We start from the raw sequence: 21125 nt of genomic DNA, 5'->3' as shown, positions 1-21125 counted from the left end.
GTTGGCGGCGGTGGTGAGCTGCCGCCGTCGTGGGGCACTTTGCGGCGCCAAAGGTGCCCGCGGGCGCCTAGTCCCGGCGTGTCCGCGTCAAAGTGCCCCGTTTTGGACAGCGGAATGCCCCTGTTTCGGCAGCAGCGGTGTCCAAGTTGGGTAAGTTAGGACTGTGAAGATAGCTACCTGGAATGTGAACTCGCTGCGTGCCCGTGCCGACCGTGTGGAGGCGTGGCTGCAGCGCTCCGACTGCGACGTCCTGGCCATCCAGGAAACCAAGTGCAAGGACGACAACTTTCCGTGGGAGCTCTTCGAACGCATGGGCTACGAGGTGGCGCACTACGGCGTCAACCAGTGGAACGGTGTGGCCATCGCCTCCCGCGTGGGCCTGGACGACGTTGAACGCGGCTTCACGGACCAGCCGCACTTCGGCAAGGCGGGCAAGGATCCCGTCCAGGAAGCCCGCGCCATGGCCGCTACCTGCGGCGGAGTCCGGGTCTGGAGTCTCTACGTCCCCAACGGCCGCTCCCTCGATGACGAGCACATGCCCTACAAACTCAAGTGGCTTGATTCCCTGAAGAACCACGCGGCAGGCTGGATCTCGGAGGACCCGTCCGCTCAGGTCGCGCTGATGGGCGACTGGAACATCGCCCCCACGGACGACGACGTCTGGGACATTGATCTGTTCCTCACCCAGGGCTACACCCACGTCAGCGAACCGGAGCGCGCCGCGTTCCGCGCCTTCGAGTCCGTGGGCTACTCCGACGTCGTGCGCCCCCACACCCCGGGCCCGGGGGTCTACACGTACTGGGACTACACCCAGCTGCGCTTCCCGAAGAAGGAGGGCATGCGGATCGACTTCGTGCTCGCTTCTCCTGCCCTCGCCTCCCGGGTCTCCGGCGCATCGATCGACCGCGAGGAACGCAAAGGCAAGGGCGCGTCCGACCACGCGCCGGTAATTGTGGAACTGGCTGACTGATGGGGGTTGATGGCTGATGACAGGCAGGCATTCATGACGGGCAACCTCTACCGGGGCCAGGCGGGGCTCCCGTTTTCCTCCACGCTGCGCGTTTATGAGCCGCTGGATGCCTTTCCGGAGGAGCAGCGACCCGCTATCAAGTCAGCCGGCGAGCGGGCGGTGTCCCGCGCCGCGGTCGAAAACGCGGAGCTGCTGGCTTCGCTGGGGCGGATCACCCGGCCCGGCGGCGATCCGTTCCCCACCGGCCGGACCGACCTGGTTCGCGTCACGCGCGCCCCGGGTGTTCCCGTGGAGGATGCCGGCAAGGAAGGCTCCGAGGATGAAACGGCCGACGGCGTCGGGCTGCTTTACTGCCCCAGCCAGCTGGTGCTTCGTGCCGGGTTGGCGGCCAACGCCCTGATCGAAGGCATCCACGGGCCCCTGGCCGAGCTGCTGATCCCCGAGGAACAGCGGGACAGGCACCAGGAACGCATCGACCTGGTCAATGCCCGCGAAGGCATCACCCGCGTGCACACCCGGGCATCCACCTGGGGCATCCCCTTCAGCTGGTTCTCGCTGTTCCTCGAGTCCGATCCGCAGGACGTTGTGGAGGCGGGCGGCAGGATCCTCACGGTGCGGGTTTGGACGCCGATCTCCGACGCCCTCGACCGGGTGCGCTACGCCGTCGCAAACCTTGCCCTCGCCGCGCCGGACCTGGACATGCTGGACGACCTCACACAGCTCACCGAATGGCTGGAGCTCTTCCACGCGGACTCCATGGTGGAACTGGACTACGGCGCGGTGGCGGACAAGGTCTATCCGGACGACTCCCCGATGGACGTGCGGCTGGGCATCGAGTGCCTCGCTGAGGGTGACATGACCGGTGCCGCCGCTGCCTACCGGCGGCTTGCCTCGCGCTGGATCCCGATCCGCCAGCTGGCCCGGGCATCATGACGCGGGACTGATCCCCGGCCGGGCACCGGGTTTCAGATGTCAGGTGCGCTGCTAAGCGGACCGGGGCGGCGCCGTCGTGCGTCTGACTATCAGGCGGTGGGGTGCCACGGAGGACCGCACCGAGCCGGTGATCCCCAATAGTTCGTCGAGCAGCATCTTGGTGCCAAGCTCGGCCTGCTCGTCCGGCCGCTGCCCCACCGTGGTAAGGCCGATGGCGTCGGAAAAATCGTGGTCGTCGATGCCGATCACGGACAGCTCCTCGGGTACCCGGACACCGACCCGGTTCGCTTCGAAGATGACTCCCATGGCCATTTCATCTGAAGCGCAGAAGATGGCGGTGGGTTTGGCGCCGGGCTGGGCCCACAGCCGCCGGAATGCCTCCTGGCCGCTGCGGACGGTGAAGTCGCCCCATTCGTCCCACTCCGGGCGGACTTCAAGGCCCGCGGCGGACATGACGTCCTGGAAGGCCAGGATGCGGACCCGGGGAACATCGAAATTGAGGTCCGTTTCGTCGTCGCCGTGCAGCAGCGCGATGTCCCGGTGGCCGAGTTCGATCAGGTGTTTAACGGCGGTAGAGGCTGCCGCGTAGTCGTCTATGCCGATGTACGCACATTCCTCCACGTGGCCGCCCACCACCACCAGCGGAATATCGATCTTCTGCAGGTGCTCCAGCTCGTCCCGGGTCAGCGCCATACACAGGACCAGGAGGGCATCGATCTGCTTGTAGACCATGGTCTTGCTGAAGAGCCGCTCGCGGTGGCTGCCGTGGCCCCCAAGGTTGAAGAGGGACAGGTTGTACTGCCGGGCGTGCAGTTCGCGGTCCGCGCCCTCAATGGCCTTCGAGAAGAACCAACGGCTCACAAACGGAGCTAGCACCCCGATGGTCTTGGTGCGCCCCGTGGCAAGGCCTGATGCCGAGGACGAGGCAACGTAGCCCAGTGCCGTGGCCACCTCAAGGATTTTTTCCCGGGTGGCCGGGGAGACGCGGGGCAGGCCGCGCACAGCGCGGGACACGGTGGCGGTGGAAACACCTGCGGCCGCGGCCACGTCTTCGATACTGACTCCCGAGTGGCCACCGCGCTGTGCCCTTTCACTAGTGCGCGCCACGATGTCCTCTCTAAACCCTCATGCAGATTTCCGCCACACCGTTCTCCCGGCGGCAAGTATCCATTTTAGTCCCGCCAGCCTCACTTGCGGCGCGTGGCCGTCCGCGCGGGGAGCCGCTTGCGGAGCCTGACCATGCCATACAGCGCCAGCAGCGTGGCCAGCAGCCCCAGCGCCCAGAAGACGGCGGGCTGCGCCGTCAGTTCCATCCAGACGGTGGCGACGAGCAGCACCACGGCCCAGAATCCAAGGAATCCGATGATGATGTCGAAGTCCTCGCCGGAGCGGACGCGCTTGGGCGCGATCGGTTCCGGTTTCCTGCCCTGTGGTGCTGCTCCGTGCGTCACTTGACAGCGCCCGCCGTCAGACCAGCCACAATCTTGCGCTGGAACACCAGCACCAGGATGACCAGCGGGATGGTGACGATGGTGCCTGCCGCCATGATGGCCGTGTAGGGAATCTGGTTCGGCTGCGCCCCGGCGAAGTTGGCGATGGCCACCGTCACCGGCTGTGTTGCGTCGCTGGACAGCTGGCTGGCGATCAGGAATTCATTCCAGGAGGAGATGAACGCCAGGATCGCGGTAGTAAAGATGGCCGGTGCGGCCAGGGGCATGATGACCTTGCGGAAAGCCTGTCCCTGCGTGCAGCCGTCCACCCGGGCCGACTCCTCCAGTTCCCACGGCATCTCGCGGAAGAAGGAGGTCATGGTGTACACGGTCAGCGGAAGGACGAACGAAATGTTCGGGATGATCAGCGCCTGGTATGACCCCATCCAGCCGATGTTGGTGAACAGCTGGAACAGCGGGGTGATCAGGGCAACGCCCGGGAACATGGATGCGCCCAGGATGAAGCCGAGCACCATGTACTTGAACCGGAAGTTCAGCCGCGCGAGCGCGTACGCCGCGAAAACACCGATGATCAGCGACACCAGCGTGACCACGCCGCCGATGAAAACGCTGTTGAGCAGCGCCTGGCCGAACCGGTTGCCGAACGAGGTGTCGAACGCGGTGTTGAAGTTGTCCAGCGTGACATGGGTGGGCAGGATCGAGGTGTCGTAGGTGAAGCCCACCTCGCGGAACGCCGTCACCACCATCCAGTACGCGGGTGCCAGGCACCAGATCAGGATGACGGCGGCGCTGATGTAGGTCCTGCCCTGCGCCCACTTCTCCTTGTTCTGGGCTTTGCGGCGGCCTCGGTCCTGCTCCGCGCGCAGGCTTGTGGCGGACGATGTCGCGGCGGTCATTTCTTCCCCTTACCGGTGGCGCCGCTCTGTTCAACAACATTTGCGCCGAGGAACCGGACAAAGATGAACGCGACAAGAAAGATGATGATGAAGGTGATGGTCGACAACGCCGCGGCGGCATTGAACCCTTGTCTGATTTGGTTGATCACCAGGATGGACAGCGTGGTGGTGTTGTTCGCGCCGCCCGTAAGGATGTACGGGAGGTCGAACATGCGCAGCGCGTCCAGGGTGCGGAACAGGATGGCCACCATCAGGGCCGGCTTCACCAACGGCAGCGTAATCAGCCGGAAGCGCTGCCAGGCGGTGGCGCCGTCAACCTTGGCTGCCTCGTAAACCTCGGCCGGGATCATCTGCAGTCCGGCCAGGATCAGCAGGGCCATGAATGGCGTCGTCTTCCAGACATCCGCGATGACTACTGCCCACTTCGCCGGCCATTCGCTGCCGGTCCACAGGATCGAAGTGTTGAAGAGCTTGTTGGCAATTCCTTCGAACGCGAAGATGAAGAACCAGAGCTTTGCGGTCACGGCGGTGGGAATGGCCCACGGCACCAGCACGGCCGCACGAACAAGGCTGCGGCCCTTGAAGGCGCGGGCCATGATCATGGCCATCCAAAAGCCCAGGACCGTTTCGAACGCAACGGTGACCACAGTGAAGAAGAACGTTGTTGCCGTGGCCGACCAGAACTGGGCACCGAGGGTGCCCGGCGGGCAGGCGACAGTTCCGCCAGCCGGAGCCGAGCACTGCTGCGCAATCCAGTTCACGTAGTTCTGGACGCCGGCCGGCCCTCCGGCCGTAAAGAGGCCCGTCGCGGGGTCCAGGCCGGCATCCTTCTGGAAGGACATCACGATTGCACTGATGATCGGGTAAACGATCACCACAGCAAGCGCGATGATAGTCGGGGCAAGGAGCCACGAGGCCCACTTTCCCTGACTAAGAATTTTGTTGTCCTCACCAACGCCCTTGGGGCCGTGATGCATCGGGGCACCGCCCGACGCCGGTGCCTTGACCGGCGTCGGGCCTACTTCGGTTGCCATGGCAGACCTACGATCCTGCACCGGCGGACTCGATGGACTTCTGCATGTCAGACAGTGCAGTGTCCACGGGCTTTTCGCCCTTGATGGCTGAATACGCGTTTTCCTGGATCGCCTTGGTGACTGCCGGGTAGAACGGGGTGACCGGACGCGGAACGGCGTTCTCGATGGAGGTCTTCAGGACTGGCAGGTACGGGAGCTTCTTCACCAGGGCAGCATCGGTGTAGAGGCTGCCCAGCACCGGAGCCAGTGAACCCTGGGTCGCGTAGAACTTCTCGGTTTCTTCCGAAGTCATGAACTTCAGGAAGTCCAGGGCAGTGGCCTTGTTCTTGGAGTACACGCTGACGGCCAGGTTGTGGCCACCCAGTGACGAGGCACCGGGGCCGTCCTTGCCCGGGATCGGGGCGATGCCGAGCTTGTCCTTCACCGCCGAGGAACCTTCCGTGGTCGCCAGGTTATAGACGTAGGGCCAGTTGCGCAGGAACAGCAGCTTGCCGCTCTGGAACGCCTGGCGGCTCAGCTCCTCCTGGAAGGTGATGCCTTCCTTCGGGATGTTGCCGTCGGCGTAGGCCTTGGCGAGGTTCTCAAGACCGGCCTTGGCCTCTGCGGTGTTCAGGCTGGGCTTACCGTCCTTATCCAGAACCGATCCGCCAGCGGAGTTGATGGCTTCCGAGGCGTTGACGGTCAGGCCCTCGTACTTGCTGAGCTGGCCGCCGTAGCAGCCGATGTTGTTCTGCTTGGCGATGGAGCACATGCTCATCATCTCGTCCCACGTCTTTGGCGGCGTGGGAACAAGGTCCTTGCGGTAGTACAGCAAAGCGCCGTCGGACGTCTGCGGCGCGGCGTACAGCGTGCCCTTGTACGTGCCGCTGTCAACGGTTGGCTTCAGCATGGCGCTGGTGTCAAAGGCCATCTTGTCCTTGAGCGGCTGCAGCCAGCCCTTGGCAGCGAACTCGGCTGTCCAAACCACGTCAACGTCCACGACGTCGTACCCGGCATCCTTGGCCTGGAAGTGCTGCACGAGGTCATCATGCTGCTGGTCGGCCTGGTCCGTCTGCTCCTTGAACGTGACCTTCTCATTCGGGTGCGCGGCATTCCACTTGGCAATCAGCGGCCGGACCACGTTGCTGTTGTCCTTGCCCTGGACGTATGTGATGGGCCCGCGCCCGTCAAGGCCAGCTTCGGCGTCGCCGCCGCCGGCTGTTGTGCCGCCTCCCCCGCCGCCGCCACAGGCAGACAGGGTCAGAGCGAGCACGCCGGCAGTGGCAACCGGGAGTAAGAACTTAGGGGTTTTCATTGGCTGGAGACTCCTCGCTGAGTGACATGAAAATCATTCGTGCGGTTGATGTGGTGACTGTCACACTAGTAACGTTGCCCGAAGATATGCAAGCGTTTACACCTAATTGTTACCGGAGAGGCAACTATGAGTCACCGCCCGATCAGCACGCCGGCGTCCGAAACAGCGGCGTGGTGGGCCCACGCGGCCGTGTACCAGATTTATCCGCGTTCCTTCTCGGATGGGAACGGTGACGGCATGGGTGACCTGCCCGGCGTCACGGCACGCCTGCCCTACCTGCAGCAGCTCGGTGTCGACGCCGTCTGGCTCTCGCCGTTCTACCGTTCGCCGCAGGCCGACGGCGGCTACGACGTCGCCGATTACCGGCAGGTGGATCCGGCATTCGGTACGCTGGCCGACTTCGACTCCATGCTGGACGAGGCGCACAGCCGGGGTCTGAAAGTGATCGTCGACCTGGTGCCCAACCACACATCCGACGAACATGTGTGGTTTCAGCAGGCCCTTACGGCGGAACCCGGCTCGGCCGCCAGGGAGCGCTACATCTTCCGTCCGGGGAAGGACGAGGTTCCCGGCTCCGGCGACGGCAACGTCGCGCCGAACAACTGGAAATCCATCTTCGGAGGACCAGCCTGGACACGGACCACGAATGCGGACGGCTCCCCCGGCGACTGGTACCTGCACCTGTTCGACACGAAGCAGCCGGACCTCAACTGGGAAAACCCCGAAGTCTGGGAGGAGATGCGTTCCGTGCTCCGCTTCTGGCTGGACCGGGGCGTGGACGGATTCCGTGTGGATGTGGCCCACGGGATGGTGAAGGAGGCCGGCCTTCCGGACTGGGAAGGCGTGGCCGCCATGGTGGAAGGCTCCGCCGAAGCCGCCCACGTGACGGATCCCCCGGGCGCCCACGGAGAGGCCGTTGAGCCGCATACAGCCCACGCTTCTCCGGCCGGTGCCGCCGACTTGGGGGCCGGCGATTCAGGGTCCAGTGCCGGCTCGGGTGCCGCCGTGGGCGCGGACCACGAGCCCGTGTCGCCGCTGTATCCGCCGTCCCCGTTCTTCGACCAGGACGGGGTCCATGACATTTACCGCGACTGGAACCGGGTCCTGGCCGGATACGACGGCGACCGCATGCTGGTGGCCGAGGCGTGGGTTGAACCCGCGGAACGGCTCGCCCGGTACATCCGCCCGGACGAGATGCAGCAGGCGTTCAACTTCGACTTCCTCCTGGCCGGCTGGGACGCCCAGCGGATGGCCGTGGCCATCGAGGACTCCCTACAGGCGGCCGCATCCGTCGGGGCGCCGTCCACGTGGGTGCTGAGCAACCACGACACCGTGCGCCACCCGAGCCGCTTCGGCCTGAAGGACCCCACCACCTTCCCGAAGGGCATCGCCGCGGAGGACGAGCAGCCTGACGCCGCCCTGGGCCTGGCCCGTGCCCGGGCCGCCACGCTGGTGTTCCTGGCCCTCCCGGGCTCCGCCTACATTTACCAGGGCGAGGAGCTGGGCCTCCCCGAGCACACCACGCTGCCCGCCGAAGCCCGGCAGGACCCCACGTTCTTCCGGACCAACGGGGTCGAGCGCGGGCGCGACGGCTGCCGGGTGCCGCTGCCCTGGAAATCCGAAGCGCCCGGGTATGGCTTTGCAGAGGCATCCGCTGCGCAGGACCCGGCCGCGCCCTGGCTGCCCCAGCCCGAATCCTTCGAAGACCTGGCCGCCGACCGGCAGGACGGCGTCAAGGGCTCCACACTGGAGCTGTACCGCTCCGCGCTCACCGCACGCCGGAGCCACGGGCTGGGATCCGGAACATTCTGCTGGGCGGACAACCACGACCCCGAACTGGGCGTCCTGGCCTTCCACAACCGTGATGTCCTGGTGGTCGCCAACACGGGGGCGGAGCCGACGCCGGTCCCCGACGGCTACCGGGTGGCCCTGTCCAGCGCCGAGGGATCAGGCGCTGATGAAGCCGTGGTTGGGCCCAACAGCGCGGCCTACCTGGTGGCCGGATAAGCAGCCAGGCGGCTTCTGACCAACCGGTTTCCGGCCGTCAGAGCTCCAAATAACGGCGTTAGCGGACCCGCTCAGCACGGCTGAAGCGGGTCCGCGCGCCGGCCGCGATGTGCACCAGGACAGGCGTGCGCTGGCCCACCACCGCGCTCAGGGCATCAACCAGGTCCGCCGCTTCGGCCGCGACGGCCTGCGGTGCCACACCCGGCCGTGGGTGCAGCCGGAGCTTCAGCGCGGGCTGGCCCTTGACGTCGTAGATCGAGACGCTGGCTCCGGCGAGGTCGGGGCGGTCGGCCAGTGCGTTCTTCAGTGCCTGCTCGGCCACTCCCCCGCCGATCCGGATGTCGCCGGGAACGCCGCCTGGATCTTCTGCTGCCAGCAGGAGGTCGGTGCGGCCCTTGCCCTGCTGGGCGATCCACGCAACCATAAGGCCGATCAGCAGCACCACAGCGAGGGCCAGGACGATCCACAGCCAGCTCCCCTGCCGGCCGGGGAACTGCGTGCCCTCAAAGGCAGCCGCGGCGCTGTCCGACACGCTTTTGGACCAGGAATGCCACCACGCCGCGACGGCAGGGACAGCGGCCAGCAGTATCAGCAGCACGCCGATGACCAGCAGCTTGAAGCCAAGAATGCCGAGAATGATTCGGTTGAGAAGCCGGGGTGTGCCGTTCATGCGCCGACCACCCCTGAGGTGGACAGATTGATGGTCACCTGCGGCATGGGAGACGGTCCCATCGCCTGCAGTTCGTCCTCCACGGCTTTGCGGATGGCGTTTTCGCTGACCGGCACACCGGATGTGGGACGGACATTGACCACCACCTGCCGCTGGGAAACCACCACCATGACCTGTTCCTGCGTGACATTGGCCGCCAGCCGCGTCCTTCGGGCGAGTGCCGCGGCTATGACTTCATCGTCAACAACCACGGCGATCCGCCGGTCAGCAAGCAGGTGCCTGGCCCGGCGCCCGGGCAGGACCGCGTTTAGGAAAAAGAAGAGACCTACCGCGGCGGTCACGGCTCCGGCAGCACCCAGCAGCAGCGGCGGTACGCCCGACGGGAGTGCCACGATCCGTTCGGCCGCCGTCTGCGGATCGATAAGCCAGGGCGGCTGGCCAATGGCGCGCACCGCGGATTCCAGGAGTGCGTAAAGGCAGAGCACGATGACCAGGGCGCCGGCGATGACCGCGGCCACCGCACGGGAGGAGTGGGTCTCGCGGTGCAGGACGCGGCGCATGTCGATGGCGGCGGCGTGCGCCGCCCCGGGCCCGCCCTGCGCCGGGTCCCCGCTGGCCTCATGCTGCTGTTCGACGACGGAACTCACTGCACCCTGCCCCTTTCCGTGACGTGGGCGCCGCTGATGCGGATGTCCACCCTGCTCAAACTCGCACCGCTGAGTTCGGTGACCTTGGTCAGAATGTCGGTCTTGGCGTGCACGGTCCTGTCCCAGATGGAGCCGCCCACAGACTGGACGCGTCCCGGGTCGCGGAGTACGGCAGTCAGACTGGGGACCTGGATGGGGGCCACGAGTGACAAAGCCAGCAGGCCGCCGTCGTCCGTCCAGTCGGCGCGCACGTCATGGGCATGAATGCCCAGGGCCTCGGCAGCGGCAGCCTGGGCCAGGCTCGTGAGCGCCTGGGTGCTGATCCTGTTGTGGCCGCTGTACTGCCGGCTGGGCGTCGCGGCTTCGGCTGCCTGGCTCATGTCGGTGCCCCGTTCATGTGGGCTGTACCGTTCATGAGGACGAGCGCCGGCCGCTGATGGCATCAATGACGCTGCGCAGGTCCAGTTTCCCTTCTGCGGCGCGGCCCAGGAGAGCGCCGATTCCCATGAACAGCAGGGATATCAGGAAGCCCCAGAGGCCGAACTGTAGTGACATGAACGCAACGAAGGCGCCGACGGCGATCCCAACGACAGTGGGGCTCACAGGACCGCCTCCCGCTCAGCGACGGCGGGCGCGCCTGTCGGCTTCACCGGCGGTGCAATGTAGACGTCGTTGATTTCGACGTTCACCTCTATGACTTGCAGGCCCACCAGCTTCTCGACGGCGGCATAAACGCTGGCCCGCACCTGGTTGGCCAGGGCGTGCAGCGGAGCGCCGTAGACCGCCACCAGGGTTATATCGACTGCCACCTGTGTTTCGCCGACCTCGGCGTGCACGCCCGCGGCATGATCGGAGCTGCCCACCGCGTCCCTGATGGCTCCGAGCGCCCGGGAGGACCCGGTCCCCAGGGAGTACACACCGGGCACGGCCCGGGCCGCGATCCCGGCGACCTTGGCCACGGCGGTCTCGGAGATCACGGTCCGCCCTCCGGCTGCGGCCGGCACCAGGGCAGGGTCCGCTCGAACGGCGGCGGTTTGTGGATTCTGGTATTCCATCAGCACTCCCCTTCTGTTGAACTCAACCCTATCCCTTAGGTCGGACAACGTCAGGGGGCCACCAGCACGTTCGCCGCGGAGCCCTGCGCCCCCGGAGGGCTAGTGGCAGTTCGCGGACAGCCAGCTTGTCACCGGGGCCATGGCCGCTTCGAACTTGCCGTTGGAGTACACGCTCTGGTCGGAGAGCCCGGCCAGAGCCACCTCGTTCAGCCGCGCGAAGTCCGCCTTCAGCGCCTCCGGCACCCGCTGGGCCGTCTCGGCAAGCTCCGCCTTTTTCTGCTCCAGTTCCGCCGTCTTGCCCTGCGCGGCGGAGAGGGGCAGCAGGGACGCCCCCGTGGCCTGCGTGGAGACGGCGTCACAGGCCTCAGCCGCCGAAGAATAGCCGCCAAAGGGACCGGACGCCACGCTGGCGGATGCGGTGGGAGCGGTGCTGCTGGCCGCCGTCGTGGACGGTCCAGACGCCGACGGCGCACTGCCAGAGGCAGGCGCGGAGCAGGCGCTAAGTGCCACGACGGCGAAGAGGGCGGCGGCGTACAACGGGCGGGCAAGATGTGTCACAGTTTCCATTCCTGGAGTGGTTTTGCCGCCTTGGGCGGCCTGGCTGGGCAGCCGCAGAACGCCTGCCCGTCCCCCGGCGTGCGAGTCTAGCCCGGCTGCCGTGCCTCTTTCCAAGTTGACAGGCCGGGTGCACTTTGCAGTCCTGTCCTTGGGGTGCCCTGTATATACAGGGCATATACACGGCAGCAGACGCGGCAGGAGGCGCCCGGACCTGGTCCGGGCGCCTCCTGTTTATTGCAACAGTGACGGCTTACTTGTAGAGGCCGTTGCCGCCAACGTGGACGTTGGTGGGCAGGTAACCGAACGGGCCGAGGCCGTTCTGGCCGAAGCTGCGGTCAACCTTGGACACGCCGTCCCGGAAGTTGATCTTCACGGTGGGCGACAGGGATCCGCCGCGGACGCCGTTCACGTTGTCGATGAAGGACTGAACCAGGCCGCCCGGCTGCACGTAGTGCGAGTAGGCCTGGAACTGACGGCCGTTCTGGTTCGGCGTCGGGGCTTCCGGGGATTCGGAGGGCAGGTTCAGGTCCGTCGGGGAGCCGAGGGCCAGGCCGCTGTTGTTCATCGGCTGGTAGTCGGAGCGGACGCCGTCGCCTACAAAGCCGTAGACGCCGTCGGGGCCGCGCATGCCTGCAGCGTAGGTGAACTGGTGGCTGATGGTGAACAGGTAGTACTTGTTCTTGCCGTTTTCATTCTGGATGAAGATCTGCGGACGCTCGGTCTGGTCGTTGACGCAGTTGGCGGAGAGGATCGGCGGCAGGAAGTGCCACTTGGTCAGGTCCTTGTTATCCGCCACGGCCAGGCCAACATTGGCGGTCTGGTAGTAGGCACCCTTGCTGTTGACCTCGTCGAGGTTCTCGGCGTTGGGGTCACCCTTGGCGTAGCCCAGGTCCTCGCTCTTGCAGCGGTAGTCGCCGCGCTTGCCGCCGGTGTTGCCTTCGAACACCATGTAAGTCTTGCCGGGGTGCGCCGGGTCAGCGAAGGTGTACGGGTCGCGGAACGCGAAGCCCGGGTTCTGTGCCTTGTTCTGGTACAGCTTTCCGTCCGGCTCGAGCAGCTTGGTGTGCTGGAAGCCGTCGAAGGTCACGCCGTTCTTGTCGGCGTGGATGTTGCCGAGCGCCTTGGCGATGACGGCGTCCGGGGCGATGCCCCCGCCGCCGGCGTTGCGCTCCTTGACGTCGTAGAACGTGGTGGCCGTGTAGAACACGTTCACCTGGTTGCCCTTCATTAGGCGGGTGGAGCCGGACCACTCGGTGTTGCCAATGGAGGTGTTGTCCAGGAACAGGTGTCCGCCGTAGTTCCACTTGTCCTTCGCCGGGTCGGCGTTGGTCTTGCGGAAGAAGTAGCCGATGCGGGCGTTCCAGTGGCGCTGGTCGAAGCCGTAGCCTGCGTGCCGGTCAGCAACCAGCGAGAAGATCACGTCGTAACCCTTGTAGCTGATCTGGTTCGCCTTCTCGTCGGTCAGCGACCAGGTGTCCCAAACCCACACGTCATCGTTCATGGCGGGGAAGTCCTCAGGGATCTCCGGCATGGTGACATCGGGGCTCATGGAGTTCTGGCCCGGCTGAACCTTGGAGTCGCTCTGAGCCATGATCTGCTTGGCATCCGCACGGGTCCACTTTGAGGTGAAGTCCGACGCCGGGTCATGTGCCGTCTGGGTGTGGGGCGTCGGCAGGGGGAAGCCCGGAGTCGGTGCCGGCATCTGGGTGCTCGACGGCGGATCCGATGGCTCATTCGCCTGCGCCGACGGCACGGCGAGGAACGCCGTGGCGGCGACAGTTGCCGCCAGAGCTGCGGCGGCGGGGCGCCACCGCAGCATCCGGGGGGTGTTGGGGTGCTTGTGCATTTTTTGCTCTTCTCGCGGAGTTACGTTCGTGGAAGACGGGCAGCTGCCCTTGTCCCCCGAACTCCGGAGACCCCGCTGACACAGCATGCGTCATCGAGGACGCCGTTGTGTCGAGGGAGAAAACGGGGTTTGGGTAGGACCCCGCGCTGGGCGATCGGAAACGTCAGACATTTCGCGGCCCACAATCAACGCTAGACAACGATGTCAGCCGAGTTCAACACGGTTTTGGCCGCGTACCCTCGGTGGGTCCGCCAGGGGTGCAAGCGCTTACATCACGTTTGCGCGCGCGTGCCGCACTTCTGGGCTGGAATCAAACGTGCCTTAATAAACGCGTCATCAATGGCTTTGGTCACACCCGTGACCAAGACTTCAGCCGACCAAAACGGGGCACTTTGACACGGGACACGCCGGACGCCGTCGTGAATTACGACGCCGGCGCCCCCAAAGTGCCCCACGACGGCTCACCGCCAGCAACCCGGCCGCCCAGGCGGGCGGGTCCCGCGGCGCCCCAAACATGGCGATCTCAGGGTGGCGACCTAAGGCTGCCGACCGAAACGGGGCACCTTGACGCCGGACACGCCGGACGCCGTCGTGAATTACGACGCCGGCGCCCCCAAAGTGCCCCACGACGGCTCACCCAGTCGGCCGCCCAACCAGGGTTGAGAAAATTAGGGGCAATGCCGGGGAACGAAAAAACCCCGCTGTTCCTGATGGAACAGCGGGGTTTTAGCTGGTGGCTCCGACCGGCGTCGATCCGGTGACCTTTCGATTTTCAGTCGAACGCTCTACCAACTGAGCTACAGAGCCTAGGTGACATGTCACCATGAGAGCCGGAATTGCTTCCGGCAATCAAAGCGACCCTGACGGGACTTGAACCCGCGACCTCCGCCGTGACAGGGCGGCGCGCTAACCAACTGCGCTACAGGGCCTTGCTATTTCTTGCTTCCACAGTATTGCTACCGCGTTTTTTCAAGGACTCCAGCCTACCAGACTTTTTTGCCTGCTTTGACCACTTCCTTGCGTACCCCCAACGGGATTCGAACCCGTGCCGCCGCCGTGAAAGGGCGGTGTCCTAGGCCGCTAGACGATGGGGGCCTGGACTCAATTTGGTTGAACAAGGGCAAAAATAAAGGGCCGAAGCCTTTCGTTCTTGTCCTTTCGTGTTCCTCCGAACTGGACCTGTAAAACTATAGAGCCTCTCGCCGGAATATCCAAAATCGGCCCGAAGACCACCCAAACCGCAGGGAAATCGGGACCCACCACTATGGCAGTTTCTTGGCTAGACATGGCCGATTTCCGCCAGCCACCGCGCGGGGAACGGAGCTAGATTGGCACCATGGCATCCACCGCCGGCACGAGCCCGCTCCAGCCCCACTCCCCCGAAGGTCCCTCCGCTGGAGGACCGGCACCAAAAGGCACCTCTTCCAAGAAACCTGCCTCTTCAGTCAACGCGCTGGGCGTCGCTGCCGTCGTGGTGACCGTGGCGCTCTGGGCCTCCGCCTTCGTGGGCATCCGCGCCGTCGGCCCAAGCTTCTCCCCCGGCGCCCTGACGCTGGGGCGGCTGGCGATCGCCGCCGTCGTACTCGGGGCAGTGGTGCTGCCGAAGCTGCGGGCGCTGCCGCGGGGCCGCGAGTGGTGGCCGATCCTCGCCTACGGCGTCATGTGGTTCGCCGGGTACAACGTGGCGCTCAACGCCGCGGAGCATTCACTCGACGCCGGCACCAGCGCGCTGCTCATCAACGTGAACCCGATCCTGGTAGCCGTAATGGCTGGCGTCATCCTCAAGGAGGGATTTCCGCGCTGGCTGATCATTGGCAGCCTTGTGGCGTTCGGCGGCGTCGCGGTCATCGCATTGGGGTCGGGGACGCGTTCGACGGCGGACGTGGCCGGAGTGCTGCTTTGCCTCCTCGCTGCTGCACTCGCCGCAGTCAGCGTCATCATCCAGAAGCCCGTGCTGCGGAAATTTCCGGCCGGGCAGGCCACGTGGTTCGGAATCATGGTGGGCCTGCTCTGCTGCCTGCCCTTCGGCGGCCAGCTTGTGACGGAGCTGCAGGCGGCGCCGCTGCCGGCAACCCTTGGCCTGGTCTACTTGGGCATCTTCCCCACCGCCATCGCCTTCACTACCTGGGCCTACGCTCTGTCCCTGATCGACGCCGGGAAGCTGGCGGCCACCACCTATCTGGTTCCCGGCACCACAGTGCTGATCTCCTGGCTGGTGCTCAGCGAGATCCCGACCGTCTGGGGACTCGTGGGCGGCGCCATCTGCCTCCTCGGCGTCGGGCTGACCCGGCGGAGATCCCGCTAAAGTTTGGATATGCCCGCAAACCTGCCGCCCGGCCTCCCGATCGTGCCGGACGGAACCGGCGACCCGTCGGGGTTCGAAATGTCCGAAGCCGACTTCGAGGCTGCGGTCAGCGACGCCCTCGATCAGCTTCCGGCCGAGGTGGCGCGGGCCATGGACAACGTGGCGGTGTTTATCGACGACGATTACGTCCCGCAGCCCGGCGAGGACCCGGACACTGTGCTCCTGGGGCTGTACGAAGGCGTACCCCTGACCGAGCGTGACTCCTGGTGGGACGCCGGATCCCTGCCGGACCGCATCACCATTTACCGCCAGCCCATCCTGGACATCTGCTCCTCACGCGAGGACGTGGTGGAGGAAGTCGCGGTAACAGTCATCCACGAGATTGCCCATCACTTCGGAATCGACGACCAGCGGCTTCACGAACTCGGGTGGGACTAGCGCTTGCAGCAGCGATTCCGCGACACGCCCGCCCCATCTGCAACCAAATGACACTCGTGTTGTTTATGTTATTGATGTGACTAGTGTTGCCAAAGTGGCAAATGGACACCTAACCTCAGAGGGCTGGGCATCTTTCGAGGGGCACTTCCGTGCCGCCTCCCGACTCGTTCGCCCCGCCCTGACTTGCGAGGTTGTGAATGAGTTTGATCGGCCCCGGCCGCACGGCGGCTGTCCTGTGCACCGCAGTCGTTCTCTTCGGAACCCTTGCAGCACCTGCCCGGGCTGACCTGGCATTTGCGGTTGCGCCGGCCGCGGGCCTTGGGGCAGCGGCCCTGACGGTTCCGACGGCGGAAATCCCCTCCCCCGAGGACATCGCTGCCGCCAAGTCCAGTGAAAGTTCGACGGCGGCGAAGGTCACCGACGTTGAAGGCCTCCTCGCCGACGCCGCGGCGGCGCAGGAGGTCACGTTCGCACGGACGCTCGAAGCCAACAACGCCTACAGCAATGCACTGGTGGAACTGGACGCGAGGTCTGCAGCGGCTGCGGTGGCCACGGCCAGGGCTGCTGCCGCAGACAAGGAACAGCTCAAGAGCCGTAAGGCCGTGGGGCAGCTGGCCGGGGACCTGTACCGGAACGGCGGCCTTAATCCGGAGCTGAGCGGCCTGGTCACGGGCTCGGGCGACGTCCTCGCCAAGGCCGCCACGCTGCAGGCCCTCACCGCAGGCCGGAGCAGGGCCTTCACCGCCGCCGAAACCACCGCCGCAGCGGCCGAATCACTCACCGCTGCTGCCGCCGACGCCCGCCGCGCGGCAGACGACGCCGCGAAAACCGCCGAGACGCTCAAGGCCGAGGCAGACCACGCCAACGCAGCGCAGTTGAAGGCAGTGGCGGATGCCAAGGCGCAGCGGACCGTCCTGGTGGGGCAGCTCGCCTCGCTGCGGAACACCACGGCAGCGCTCGAATCCGCACGCGTGGACGGGCTGGAGCGCCAGCGCCAGCAGGCCCGCCTCGCCGCCGTGACTGCGGCAGCCGAACGGGCCGCCGCAGCCCAGGCGGCCGCAGACAAGGCAGTGGCTGCGAATGCTGCGGCGGCCGGCAACGGGAGTGCAGTCCCGGCGGAACAGTCCGCCTCCGCGCCGGTCCGGACGCCGGCCCAAGCCGCTCCATCCCAAGCCGCTCCATCCCAGAACACTCCTTCACAGGCCGCCCCGGCGGCTCCTGCAGCCCCCTCACCTGCGGCGCCGGCCCGCCCCGCCCCCGTCCGCCCTGCTCCCGCGCCCGTACAGCCGGCACCAGCCCCTGCTCCTGCTCCTGCTCCCGTTCAGCCGGCCCCTTCTCCGGGCGGTTCCAACCAGGCGGCCATTTCGGTGGCGATGGGCAAGGTTGGATCGCCGTACTTCTACCAGTACGGCGGTACGGGTGTGTACGGTTTCGACTGTTCCGGCCTGGTTCAGAACGCATTCGCAGCCATCGGAAAGCAGCTTCCGCGCACGGCTGCGGAGCAGTTCGCCCAGGCGCCCGTCCACGTGCCCCTGTCCCAGGCGCAGCCCGGCGATCTCCTCGTCTGGGGATCGGCCCCGGGTTTCTACCATGTGGCGATATACCTGGGCGGCGGCAAGGTGGTCCAGGCCCTGAACCCGTCTGCGGGCATCACCGTGACGGACCTGAGCATGATGGCCGGCATGCAGCTCCACCCCGTCGCCGCGCGCTACTAGCGGAACGCGCGCTTTTTCAAGACCCCTTTGGCGGAAGCCCCACCCCTAGGACAGCACGTCCTTGCTCACGAACCTGCCGAACGCGAGCGCTCCGAACACTGCGATGTAGCCCGCCTGCAACAGCGCGTTGTCACCGAACGAGTCCCAGCCGATGGGCTGGCGAAGCAGGTCTGCGAAGCCGAACCAGTAGTGCGTGAACAGCCACGGGTGCAGCCACTCCAACTGGGGCAGCTGGTCGAGCACCTGGGATACGACGGACAGGACAATGGTGGCGGCCATGGCGCCCACGGGCACGTCGGTCAGCGTCGACAAAAACAGCCCGATGGCCGACAACCCCAGCAGGGACACGGCCTGATACGCCGCGATCAGCAGCATCCTGACCAGCGCCTCGTCCGGTTCCACCAGGTCGCCCGAAAGCAGCGCCACCGGTCCCACCGGGAAGAGCGCCCACCCGATGCCCGCGCCGGCGAGCGCCACGGCCAGCGGCGCGGAAACACAAAAAACAGCCGCCCCGGCATACTTCACCAGCAGCAGGCGCACCCTCCCGGCAGGTGCCACGAGCAGGTACCGCAACGTGCCCAGTCCGGCTTCCCCGGCAATCGTGTCCCCCGCGACCACGCCAATGGTCAGCGGAAGGAACAGCGGAACGGAAACCAGCATCGCCGTGACGGCAACGAACAGCCCGTTCTGGCTGATCCGGTCCAGGAAAGCGGGCCCCCGCCCCGGCGGAACAGCTGAGGAAACGCGGACGACGACGGCGATCACCACCGGGATGGCAGCCAGCGCCAGGAGCATCGCCTGGGTCCGGCGACGGCGGAACAGCTGCTTCAGCTCCGAGCCGAGCAGCGAAACGCTGGACGGCCAGCGCGTGGTGCCCGCCACCGGACTGTTTTGTACGGTCAGCCGCTGCATTTCCGCTTGCTGCGCTCGAGGTTCCTGCACTGCCGGCCCATCACTGTGCGACATCGAAGCCCTCCCCCGTCAAAGCCACGAAACGGTCCTCCAGGCTGCCTCGCTCCACCGTGAACCCGCGGACACGCACCCCGTCCGCCACGAGGGCAGCCACGATCGCTTCCGGTGCCACGCTGCCATTTGCGGATGGTTCACCGGCCGGCGCCGGGTGATCGGCAGGGGACCCGGCGCCCACGGGCAGGCTCGACGTGATGACGGCATCGGCGCCGTCGGGGTGTCCCACAACCGGGGACAAGCCAAACCGCGCCAAAACGCCCGCGGCCGTCCCGCCGTCGGGCGTCAGCAGGCGCAGCTGCGCGGTGCCCGCCTGGCGGAGTTCGGCCAAGGGTCCCTGGGCCACCAGCCGGCCAGCGCTCATGATCGCCGCATGCGTGCAGATCTGCTCCACTTCGGCGAGCAGGTGGCTGGACACGAACACGGTGGCGCCGTCGGCAGCGAGGGACCGCACCAGGTGCCGGACCTCCCGCGTGCCCTGCGGATCCAGCCCGTTGGTGGGTTCGTCCAGGACCAGCAATTCGCGCCGTGCCAGCAGCGCGTTGGCGATTCCCAGCCGTTGCTTCATTCCGAGCGAGTAGGCCCGCACCTTCTTGCGGGCAGCATGGGAAAGCCCCACGCGTTCCAGCGCTTCAGCCACCCGCGCGCGGCGGGTGGACGGCACGGCATGGCGGTCCGCTGCATCAAAGCGGTGCAGATTTGCCGCGCCCGAGAGGAACGGATAGAAAGCCGGACCCTCCACCAGCGCGCCCACCCTGGGCAGGACCTCATCCAGCTGCCGCGGCATGTCCAGCCCCAGGACCCTGACCTCCCCCGCGGTCGGGGCGGCGAGGCCGAGCATCATGCGGATGGTGGTGGTCTTGCCGGAACCGTTGGGGCCGAGGAAGCCGAAGACAGAGCCCCTGGGGACGGCCAGGTCGATGCTGTTGACCGCCATCTGGTGGCCAAACCGCTTGCTCAGCCCCTTGGTTTCTATGGCCGGGCTGCCTGTTGCCCTGAAAGCGGGCGCGCTGGTTTCGGGTACGGCGGGTGCCGCTGCGTCAGTTGCGGAACCCGGGCCGCGGCCAGCGGCTGTCACCTCGCGGCAGCGGCGGCCTGGAGCCGCTCCAGGGGCACGGAACCAACAAACGTCCGGCCGTCGTCCGTCAGCAGGACATTGACCAGTGATGTGGAGATGGCCCGTCCGCCCTCAACAGTCACAGTCGCCTGGCGAAGCAGGGGATCATTGAGCAGCCTGTCGACCGGTTGCTTTCCGGACTCAGGGGACCGCGCGGAAGCGGAGGGGGCCGGAATGCCGACGATCCGTTCCCAGCCTGAGCCGGTTACCGTCGGGGCGTGGCCGCGCAGGTCCTTGTGGGCTGAATCCTTTTCGGACTGATCCTTGCTGCCCAAATCCCTGTCAGCGGGATTGCTGCGGGTCCGGTTCCTGTCAGCCAGGTCCCTGGTGCCGCTGGGCTTCGCCGGCACCGCAAGTTCCTTCACCGAGGCACCCGGCGGCGGCGAGAAGTTGAACAGGCTCGCGTCGGGGGCCCCGAGCGTCAAGGTGGAGAACGCGGTCCGGAACGCAGGCTCCTGTTGCCCGCGTGCCCGCACTTCCACGCTCAGCGGCATGCCGTTCTCACCGTCCACGGCCACAGCCACGGAGCCCACCAAGGTCACGTCCGACCGCGGCGTGAGGACCAGATTGTAGGCCGTCCTGCCTGCCACCTCTGTGTCTTCGGCCACGGCCACGTCGGTGCTGCCGTCCAGCTTGTCAAGCATCTTGGCGGCCAGTTCCTCCGGCGTTGCCACACCTGCCGGCATGTCATGGCTGCGGGACTCCTTCGACGCATTCGCGGGAAGGGTGACGTGCGTGGCCGTGTTGTCCTTGGAGTTGTACAGCCACAGTTCGTTGCCCTGCCGGACGGCGTCGCGCTCGGCCATCCGGTCCATCACCTGGATGCGGGCCCTGCTTGGTCCGTCGACGTAGACCCGGGCGCTGTGTGGCCCGGTCAGCAGCTCGGCGAGGGAACCCGTGCCTGCGCCCGAGGTGGGTCCAACCTGAGGGACATCGGGCAGGCCAAGCTCGGAGGACTGCTCCACCGTGCCGGAAAAGGACTTGGTTTGGTGTTGTCCAATCATCGCCAGCACCTGTGCCGGCGTCTTCTCAGGCAACGGATCCCGCGCACTCGCGGGCAGGGACCCCGCCAGGACTCCAGCAGCAATAACAGCAGGTACGGCCACGGCGGGCGTCCACCGTAGCCAGGTCGCAGTCATGTCAACTCCGCTCCGACGTCGCAGCTCATACCATCAGGGTACGCCTCGGCATCCCTTGTGGCAGCCCCGGCCGGGCTGTCGGCT

21 protein-coding genes and 3 tRNA genes are annotated in these 21125 nt (G+C 66.3%); 6 read left to right on the top strand and 18 right to left on the bottom strand.

What is annotated here, in order from left to right; translation table 11 throughout:
- Nucleotides 1–163: 163 nt before the first annotated feature.
- Nucleotides 164–970 (top strand): exodeoxyribonuclease III, encoded by an 807-nt coding sequence (locus tag ABRP34_RS17235; protein ID WP_003799104.1) that lies wholly within the window; start codon nucleotides 164–166, stop codon nucleotides 968–970.
- Between the two features lie 33 nt (nucleotides 971–1003).
- The gene (locus ABRP34_RS17230; RefSeq protein WP_353711118.1) at nucleotides 1004–1903 is read left to right on the top strand and encodes a hypothetical protein; all 900 of its coding nucleotides are present in this window, start codon (nucleotides 1004–1006) and stop codon (nucleotides 1901–1903) included.
- A 51-nt stretch (nucleotides 1904–1954) separates the two neighbouring features.
- Here ABRP34_RS17230 and ABRP34_RS17225 read toward each other — a convergent pair whose 3' ends face one another.
- The 5 genes from ABRP34_RS17225 to ABRP34_RS17205 all read right to left on the bottom strand — a co-directional run bounded on the left by ABRP34_RS17225 (nucleotide 1955) and on the right by ABRP34_RS17205 (nucleotide 6578).
- The gene (locus ABRP34_RS17225) at nucleotides 1955–3010 is read right to left on the bottom strand and encodes a LacI family DNA-binding transcriptional regulator (RefSeq protein ID WP_353711117.1); all 1056 of its coding nucleotides are present in this window, start codon (nucleotides 3008–3010) and stop codon (nucleotides 1955–1957) included.
- An 80-nt stretch (nucleotides 3011–3090) separates the two neighbouring features.
- Nucleotides 3091–3354, bottom strand: a complete 264-nt coding sequence (locus ABRP34_RS17220; protein ID WP_003799109.1) for a hypothetical protein — start codon at nucleotides 3352–3354, stop codon at nucleotides 3091–3093.
- Entirely contained in the window at nucleotides 3351–4250 is a 900-nt protein-coding gene (locus ABRP34_RS17215) for a carbohydrate ABC transporter permease (RefSeq protein ID WP_003799112.1), read from the bottom strand. Before ABRP34_RS17215 ends, ABRP34_RS17220 begins: the two co-directional genes overlap by 4 nt.
- A complete protein-coding gene (locus ABRP34_RS17210) occupies nucleotides 4247–5284 on the bottom strand; it encodes a sugar ABC transporter permease (protein WP_353711116.1) in 1038 nt (345 codons plus the stop codon). The genes ABRP34_RS17215 and ABRP34_RS17210 overlap by 4 nt, the downstream gene beginning before the upstream one ends.
- A gap of 7 nt (nucleotides 5285–5291) precedes the next feature.
- The gene (locus ABRP34_RS17205) at nucleotides 5292–6578 is read right to left on the bottom strand and encodes an ABC transporter substrate-binding protein (protein WP_353711115.1); all 1287 of its coding nucleotides are present in this window, start codon (nucleotides 6576–6578) and stop codon (nucleotides 5292–5294) included.
- 126 nt (nucleotides 6579–6704) lie between these two features.
- On the opposite strand from ABRP34_RS17205, the gene ABRP34_RS17200 reads away from it, so the two are divergent.
- A complete protein-coding gene (locus ABRP34_RS17200; RefSeq protein WP_353711114.1) occupies nucleotides 6705–8585 on the top strand; it encodes a glycoside hydrolase family 13 protein in 1881 nt (626 codons plus the stop codon).
- 58 nt (nucleotides 8586–8643) lie between these two features.
- On the opposite strand, the gene ABRP34_RS17195 is transcribed toward ABRP34_RS17200, so the two are convergent.
- The 10 genes from ABRP34_RS17195 to ABRP34_RS17150 all read right to left on the bottom strand — a co-directional run bounded on the left by ABRP34_RS17195 (nucleotide 8644) and on the right by ABRP34_RS17150 (nucleotide 14456).
- Nucleotides 8644–9255 (bottom strand): hypothetical protein, encoded by a 612-nt coding sequence (locus ABRP34_RS17195; protein ID WP_353711113.1) that lies wholly within the window; start codon nucleotides 9253–9255, stop codon nucleotides 8644–8646.
- Nucleotides 9252–9815: a hypothetical protein gene (locus tag ABRP34_RS17190; protein ID WP_353713391.1), complete on the bottom strand. Its 564-nt coding sequence runs from the start codon at nucleotides 9813–9815 to the stop codon at nucleotides 9252–9254. The genes ABRP34_RS17195 and ABRP34_RS17190 overlap by 4 nt, the downstream gene beginning before the upstream one ends.
- An 83-nt stretch (nucleotides 9816–9898) precedes the next feature.
- Nucleotides 9899–10282, bottom strand: coding sequence for a hypothetical protein (locus ABRP34_RS17185; RefSeq protein ID WP_353711112.1), 384 nt, complete (start codon nucleotides 10280–10282; stop codon nucleotides 9899–9901).
- A gap of 31 nt (nucleotides 10283–10313) precedes the next feature.
- Nucleotides 10314–10505 (bottom strand): hypothetical protein, encoded by a 192-nt coding sequence (locus tag ABRP34_RS17180; RefSeq protein ID WP_003799126.1) that lies wholly within the window; start codon nucleotides 10503–10505, stop codon nucleotides 10314–10316.
- Entirely contained in the window at nucleotides 10502–10957 is a 456-nt protein-coding gene (locus ABRP34_RS17175; RefSeq protein WP_043417905.1) for an Asp23/Gls24 family envelope stress response protein, read from the bottom strand. The genes ABRP34_RS17180 and ABRP34_RS17175 overlap by 4 nt, the downstream gene beginning before the upstream one ends.
- Before the next feature lie 99 nt (nucleotides 10958–11056).
- On the bottom strand, nucleotides 11057–11524 hold the full coding sequence (locus tag ABRP34_RS17170; protein WP_353711111.1) for a hypothetical protein: 468 nt from the start codon (nucleotides 11522–11524) through the stop codon (nucleotides 11057–11059).
- Between the two features lie 241 nt (nucleotides 11525–11765).
- Nucleotides 11766–13361, bottom strand: a complete 1596-nt coding sequence (locus ABRP34_RS17165) for a glycoside hydrolase family 68 protein (RefSeq protein ID WP_353711110.1) — start codon at nucleotides 13359–13361, stop codon at nucleotides 11766–11768.
- 731 nt (nucleotides 13362–14092) lie between these two features.
- Nucleotides 14093–14168 (bottom strand) — tRNA-Phe (locus ABRP34_RS17160).
- Nucleotides 14169–14216: 48 nt separating this feature from the next.
- Nucleotides 14217–14290, bottom strand: a tRNA-Asp gene (locus ABRP34_RS17155).
- Nucleotides 14291–14383: 93 nt separating this feature from the next.
- Nucleotides 14384–14456, bottom strand: a tRNA-Glu gene (locus ABRP34_RS17150).
- Nucleotides 14457–14697: 241 nt separating this feature from the next.
- Here ABRP34_RS17150 and ABRP34_RS17145 point away from each other — a divergent pair.
- The 3 genes from ABRP34_RS17145 (at nucleotide 14698) to ABRP34_RS17135 (ending at nucleotide 17819) form a co-directional block, all read left to right on the top strand.
- A complete protein-coding gene (locus ABRP34_RS17145; RefSeq protein WP_353711109.1) occupies nucleotides 14698–15666 on the top strand; it encodes a DMT family transporter in 969 nt (322 codons plus the stop codon).
- Between the two features lie 9 nt (nucleotides 15667–15675).
- Nucleotides 15676–16104 (top strand): metallopeptidase family protein, encoded by a 429-nt coding sequence (locus ABRP34_RS17140; RefSeq protein ID WP_353711108.1) that lies wholly within the window; start codon nucleotides 15676–15678, stop codon nucleotides 16102–16104.
- Between the two features lie 197 nt (nucleotides 16105–16301).
- A complete protein-coding gene (locus ABRP34_RS17135; protein ID WP_353711107.1) occupies nucleotides 16302–17819 on the top strand; it encodes a C40 family peptidase in 1518 nt (505 codons plus the stop codon).
- A 45-nt stretch (nucleotides 17820–17864) separates the two neighbouring features.
- On the opposite strand, the gene ABRP34_RS17130 is transcribed toward ABRP34_RS17135, so the two are convergent.
- The 3 genes from ABRP34_RS17130 to ABRP34_RS17120 form a co-directional block, all read right to left on the bottom strand.
- Nucleotides 17865–18731 carry an ABC transporter permease gene (locus ABRP34_RS17130; protein ID WP_353711106.1) on the bottom strand — a complete coding sequence of 289 codons (867 nt, stop codon included), beginning with the start codon at nucleotides 18729–18731 and terminating at the stop codon, nucleotides 17865–17867.
- Between the two features lie 40 nt (nucleotides 18732–18771).
- Entirely contained in the window at nucleotides 18772–19722 is a 951-nt protein-coding gene (locus tag ABRP34_RS17125) for an ABC transporter ATP-binding protein (protein WP_353713390.1), read from the bottom strand.
- Between the two features lie 137 nt (nucleotides 19723–19859).
- Complete coding sequence (locus tag ABRP34_RS17120) at nucleotides 19860–21041, bottom strand: hypothetical protein (protein ID WP_353711105.1); 1182 nt, start codon at nucleotides 21039–21041, stop codon at nucleotides 19860–19862.
- Nucleotides 21042–21125: the final 84 nt, after the last annotated feature.

It is taken from the genome of Arthrobacter sp. K5 (genome assembly GCF_040448525.1).
GTDB classification, from domain to species: Bacteria; Actinomycetota; Actinomycetes; order Actinomycetales; family Micrococcaceae; genus Arthrobacter; species Arthrobacter globiformis.
This window is presented reverse-complemented; position numbering and strand designations above follow the sequence as displayed.